Annotated in this window: 3 protein-coding genes; all 3 read left to right on the top strand. The window is 70.5% G+C overall.

Features of this window, described 5'->3' with window-relative positions:
- Positions 1 to 393: 393 nt before the first annotated feature.
- Positions 394 to 1,548 (top strand): tRNA(5-methylaminomethyl-2-thiouridylate) methyltransferase, encoded by a 1,155-nt coding sequence (locus tag Q1X76_RS09965; RefSeq protein WP_300719727.1) that lies wholly within the window; start codon positions 394 to 396, stop codon positions 1,546 to 1,548.
- A gap of 109 nt (positions 1,549 to 1,657) precedes the next feature.
- Positions 1,658 to 2,020, top strand: a complete 363-nt coding sequence (dksA, locus tag Q1X76_RS09960; protein ID WP_168934659.1) for an RNA polymerase-binding protein DksA — start codon at positions 1,658 to 1,660, stop codon at positions 2,018 to 2,020.
- Between the two features lie 122 nt (positions 2,021 to 2,142).
- Positions 2,143 to 3,532 (top strand): DUF814 domain-containing protein (locus Q1X76_RS09955; protein ID WP_300719725.1); only part of this gene is annotated, 1,390 nt, incomplete at its 3' end.

The following is a 3,532-nucleotide window of genomic DNA, read 5'->3' as shown; positions in this document are numbered from 1 at the left end:
GGTCGAAGGCGGCCCGCAAGGCCGCGCCGTGGGTGATGCCGGGAGCCTTGCGGGCATCGGCAGCGGCCGGGCGGCATGGCGCGGAGAGGGTCGCCGTGGATACGGTGTCCGGCCATGTGCCGCAGCTCCACGGAGAGATGCGTGTCGTCGGGGAAAGCGTACCGTACGGACAGCGGCCTGTGGCGCCCCGTTTTTTTCGCCAAAGCGCGCCGGGGAGGAGAGCGGTCGAAGTCGGCCCGCAAGGCCGCGCCGTGGGCGACGCCGAGAGCCTTGCGGGCATCGGCAGCGGCCGGGCGGCACGGGCGCTGCAGGGCGAAAGATCCTGTCCCCCGGCTGCGAAGATCCGGCCCGGCCTCTTGCCTCCTGCCCCTGCTTTCGCGTAGAAGGCGGGCCATGACGAATTCCGCTACTCCCTCCCCTTTCCCGACGCCCGCTGCGCCTGCCATGGTCGATGACGCCCGGCGGCCGGCGGACGTGGTCGTGCTTTTTTCCGGCGGTCTGGACAGCATCCTGGCGGCCAGGGTCCTTGAGGAACAGGGCCTGCGGGTCTGCTGCCTGCACTGTCATTCCCCCTTTTTCGGCGATCCGGCCTCCGTACCGCGCTGGAGTAGCCTGTACGGGCTGGATATCCGCACCTTGGACGTGAGCGACGATTTTTGCGCCCTGCTGCGCGCCCGTCCGGCCCACGGTTTCGGCAAGGTCATGAACCCTTGCGTGGACTGCAAGATCCTGCTCCTGCGCCATGCCCGCCTGTATATGGAGAGCATCGGCGCGCGCCTGCTGGCCACGGGCGAGGTCCTGGGGCAGCGGCCCATGTCGCAGCGGCGCGACGTGCTCAACGCCATCCGGCGTGACGCCGGGGTGCAGGACATCCTGCTGCGGCCCCTGAGCGCCCTGCAGCTGTCGCCCATCCCGGCGGAGGAAGAGGGCTTCGTGGACCGTTCCCGCCTGCTGGGCATCAGCGGGCGCGGACGCAAGGACCAGCTGGAGCTGGCCAGGAAATACGGCCTGCCCGAGATCCCCACCCCCGGCGGCGGCTGCCGTCTGGCGGACAAGGAGAACGCCCGGCGCTACTGGCCCGTGCTTTCCCGCTGGCCCGAGCCCGATACGCGGGCCTTCACCCTGGCCAATCTGGGGCGGCAGTTCTGGGCTCGCGAGGACGGCCGGGACTACTGGCTGGCCATCGGCCGCACCAGCGGCGACAACCAGGCCCTGCACGGCGTGCTGGGCCGGGACGACGCCAAGATCCATCTGGCCGACATCCCCGGGCCGCTGGCCGTGGCCTGCGGCGGGCGTACCTGGCCGGAAGCGGTGCTGCGCGCGGCGGCGGCCCTGATGGCCTCCTATTCGGGCAAGGCCGTGCGTCTGGGGGCCCCGGTGGGCGTGCGCGCCAGCTGGCTGGGCGGCGGCTGGCAGGGCGAGGTCCTGCCCAGCCGGGAAGGCATCTGGCGGGAGCCCGCCTGGGAACCGGCCCGCGAGGAACTGCGCGCCGAGCAGAAGGCGCGCCTGCACGCGGCCCCGGCCCGGGAAGATGTGACGGAAGAATGAGCGCGTACCGCTTTACAAGATGTCTTTTTCCGGGTAATGAGGAGCGATTCCTTATTACAGGGAAAAAACGCCAAAATCGTGCCGAGAAGGCCAGTTTTGGGAGGCTCACATGGACCAGAAGGATATAGAATATTTCCGCAAGCTCCTCACCAGCATGCTGGAAGAAGCCAAGCAGAAGGGCGATTCCACCATCGAAGAGCTCACGGACAGCAACGAAGTCTTCGCCGACCCTGCTGACCGGGCCACGGCCGAATCCGACCGTGCCTTCACCCTGCGCATCCGCGACCGCGAACGTCGCCTGATCCGCAAGATCCAGTCCGCGCTGCAGCGTATCGACGACGGGACCTACGGCATTTGCGACGAATGCGGCGAGGAGATCGCCATCCCGCGCCTCAAGGCGCGTCCGGTCACCCGCCTGTGCATCAACTGCAAGGCCAAGCAGGAAGAGGACGAACATCTGCGCGGTGACTAGCGCGGACCGGTCCGCGCCGTGGTGCGCGGCGTCCCCTGATCTTTTGACAGAAAAACGGGCTCCGGCCCGTTTTTTGTTTTTCGCCCCGGCCGTGATGCCGGGAAGGATATCCGGCTCGCATCATGGACGCCCATCTTTTCTATCGCTTCTGTGAGGAACTGGCGCCGCGCATCATCGGCGGCTGGCTGGAAAAAGTGCAGGAACCGGTCCCCGGCCTGCTGGCTTTCAACATCAATCTGGCCGCGCGCGGCCATGCGTACGGCCAGACATATGGCCAGACGGGCGGCGGCCGCAAATGCCAGCTCTGCCTGCGCGCCGCGCGCAAGGAGCCCTTCCTCTTCCTCTCGCGCAGCCGTCTGGCGGCCGGGCGCGCGCCGTCGGCCCCGGTCATGCGCCTGCGCAAATATCTGGCCGGGCACCGCATCCTGGCAGCGGTCTGTTCGTTCTCCCGCCGCCGGCTCTGGCTGCTGGTGGGCGGCGAAGCCGCGGCCGAGGAGGCCCTGCGCCGCGTCCTGCCGCTCTGGAGCCCGGAGGACGGGCAGGACCTCGCCTCTGTCCCCGCCCCCGACGGCGGTCCGGCTGCCGCCTCCGTGCCGCCGGAGACGGCGGCCCCCGGCGTCCCCGATGCTCCCGGCCTTCCCGACGGCCCTGACGCTCCCGGCGCGGAGCGTGAGCCCCTGGCCACCTGGCTGCTGCTGGACCTGCGCGAAGGCGCGTCGGTGCGTTTTTTGCCCGTGAGCCGGAGCCCGCAGGAGGATGTCCTGCGCTGGCCCGAAGCCGGAGAGCTGGAGGAGGCCCTCGCGCACTGGCGGGACTGGCCGGTGCTGACGCCCGCCCTGCGCCGCGTCCTGCCGTTCTACGATGCCCTGGACCGGCAGGCCCTGCTGGAAGACCTGCGCCTGGGCGGCGGGGATGTCTTTTACTACGCGCCGCCCGCCGGTGAGGCGGAAAAGCCCGGCGACGGGCCGTCCTGCCGCATCGCGGCCTGGCCCCTGCCCGATGCCCTGGCCCAGGGCTGGCAGGAGGAGCAGGGGGAAGACGTCCTGGCCCTGGTGGAGAAGGCCGGGCAGAAGCTGGTGCTGGAAAAGGCCGCGCGCGATGCCGCCGGGGCCGCGGCCCTGCCCCTGTCGCGTCGCCTGCGCAAGCTGGAACAGCTGCTGGCCAAGCTGGACGGGGAGGAGCGGCGTCTGCTGGACATGTGCGCCGCCCGCGAGGACGGTCTGCTGCTGCAGGCCTGGCTCTGGCGCTGGCCTGCGGACTTCCGGGCCCCCGAGCTGGTGCTGCCGCCGCCGGAGGAAGGGGACGGGGAGACGCCGCGCAAGACCGTGAGGCTGGATATGCGCCGCAGCGTGCGGGACAATATGGAGCGTTTTTTCCACACGGCCCGGCGCGGCCGGCGCGGTCTGGAACACCTGGCGGAACGGCGCGCCGTGCTGCGGGCCGAGCTGGCCACGGTGCAGGCGGCCCGGCAGGAAGCCCTGCTGGGCGGCATCGCCCCCGCCGCCGGGGAGG

This window comes from uncultured Desulfovibrio sp. (genome assembly GCF_949282365.1).
Classification (GTDB): Bacteria; Desulfobacterota; Desulfovibrionia; order Desulfovibrionales; family Desulfovibrionaceae; genus Desulfovibrio.
This window is presented reverse-complemented; position numbering and strand designations above follow the sequence as displayed.

Excerpts from the sequence above, each read along its gene's own strand:
- Q1X76_RS09965 (WP_300719727.1), top strand. The coding sequence starts at position 394 with ATGACGAATTCCGCTACTCCCTCCCCTTTCCCGACGCCCGCTGCGCCT.
- dksA (WP_168934659.1), top strand. The coding sequence starts at position 1,658 with ATGGACCAGAAGGATATAGAATATTTCCGCAAGCTCCTCACCAGCATG.